At 71.5% G+C, this 1,743-nt stretch carries 2 protein-coding genes; both read right to left on the bottom strand.

The window, feature by feature from the left end; translation table 11 throughout:
- Positions 1–65: 65 nt before the first annotated feature.
- Positions 66–485, bottom strand: coding sequence for an SRPBCC family protein (locus tag ACWDCZ_RS41030; protein ID WP_449818679.1), 420 nt, complete (start codon positions 483–485; stop codon positions 66–68).
- A 39-nt stretch (positions 486–524) separates the two neighbouring features.
- Positions 525–1,535: an aldo/keto reductase gene (locus ACWDCZ_RS41025; RefSeq protein ID WP_074005386.1), complete on the bottom strand. Its 1,011-nt coding sequence runs from the start codon at positions 1,533–1,535 to the stop codon at positions 525–527.
- Positions 1,536–1,743 lie beyond the last annotated feature (208 nt).

The following is a 1,743-nucleotide window of genomic DNA, read 5'->3' as shown; positions in this document are numbered from 1 at the left end:
GCGGCCCGCACACCCGATCCCCCAGCTGTCCGGACCGCCGCGCCGCCGGTGCGCGGTGCCCCGGGTCAGCCCGCGAGGGTGCGGGCCAGGGCGTCGAGGCCGTCGGCGTAGATGCCGGTGAACAGGTCGACGACCTCCTGCTCGGTGGCGTTGACGGGGTTGAAGCGGCCGGACCACTGGACCTCGGCGAGGTCGGCGCGGCCGGGGACGGCGTGGACGCGGAGGGTGGAGACGTAGCCGTCGACCGGGAACGGGGCCTGGAGGATGGCGTAGCTGTACTGCCGCTCGGTCTCGTTGAAGTCGACGAGGCGCTCGACGATGACGTCGCCCTCGGGGTTCTTCAGGCTGCGCACGCGGCCGCCCTCGGAAGCGGTGCTCTCGGGGATGTAGGGCAGCCAGTCGGGCAGCGCGTCGAAGCCGCCGATGAGGGCCCAGACCTTCTCGGGGGTGGCGGGGACGGTACGGCTGACGGAGGTGGAGGCCATGGTCGTTTCTCCTGTCACTGCGGTGGGGTGTGCGGGTGGTCAGGCGTTGTTCGGCAGCGGGGCGGCCGGGCTGACCAGGCCGGCGGCGCGCAGCTCCTGCCAGAACGCGGCCGGGACGGTCTCGTTGAGGGCGGCGACGTCCTCGGCGATGCGGCCGGGCTTGGTGGCGCCGGGGACGGCGGCGGCGGTCACCGGGTGGGCGAGGGAGAACTGCAGGGCGGCGGCCTTGATGGAGACGCCGTGCTTGGCGGCCAGGGCCTTGAGCTCGGTGACGCGCTCGATGATGTGGGCGGGGGCCTGCTGGTACTCGAAGTGGGTGCCGCCGGCGAGGATCCCGGAGCTGTAGGGGCCGCCGACGACCATGTCGACGCCCTGCTCCTGCGCCATCGGCAGCAGGCGCTGGAGGGCGTGGTCGTGGTCGAGCAGGGTGTAGCGGCCGGCGAGGAGGAAGCCGTCGGGCTGCGGCTCGTCCAGGGCGAGGGTCAGCTCGATCGGCTCGGTCTTGTTGACGCCCAGGCCCCAGGCCTTGATGACGCCCTCGTCGCGCAGGCGGGACAGGACGCGGAAGGCGCCGGTGCGGGCCTCCTCGAACTTGGCGAGCCACTGGTCGCCGTGGAAGTCCTGGGCGATGTCGTGGACCCAGACGATGTCCAGGCGGTCGGTGCCCAGGCGCTTGAGGCTGTCCTCGACGGAGCGCTCGGTGGCCTCGGCGGTCCACACGTGGAGCATCTTGTTCGGGTTGCCGTGCTCGAAGAGGCCGCCCTTCTCGCCGAGGTCGCGGGCGCCCTCCTCCAGCTCGTCGAGGATGACGCGGCCGACCTTGGTGGACAGGACGTACTCGTCGCGCGGCTTGGTGGACAGCACCTCGCCCAGGCGCTCCTCGGAGAGGCCGGCGCCGTAGAACGGGGCGGTGTCGAAGTAGCGGACGCCCTGGTCCCAGGCGGCTTCGACGGTGGCCAGGGCCTCGGCGTCGGGGATCGCGCGGAACATGTTGCCGAGCGGGGCGGTGCCGAAGCCGAGCTTGCCGGGGAGGATGTTCTTCAGGGACATGTCACTGCCTTTGCGGAGCGGGCGGGCGTCATGGGGGACCCGCCGGGGGTTGCGTCCGCACCGAAGGATTAGTGCAAACGCGCCTTACATGCAGGAACAATAGTTGCATACGCGTGGCAATGCAAGGGGTGGGCCGATCCCGCCGTCTACGGCCGCAACCGCCCCGAGCTGCAGGAACTCGTCGGCTACGGCATCAACGTCCTGGTGG

The organism is Kitasatospora sp. NPDC001225 (genome assembly GCF_053597855.1).
This window is presented reverse-complemented; position numbering and strand designations above follow the sequence as displayed.

Bases quoted from the DNA above. Each gene is read 5' to 3' on its own strand.
- ACWDCZ_RS41030 (WP_449818679.1), bottom strand. From the start codon at position 485: ATGGCCTCCACCTCCGTCAGCCGTACCGTCCCCGCCACCCCCGAGAAG.
- ACWDCZ_RS41025 (WP_074005386.1), bottom strand. From the start codon at position 1,535: ATGTCCCTGAAGAACATCCTCCCCGGCAAGCTCGGCTTCGGCACCGCC.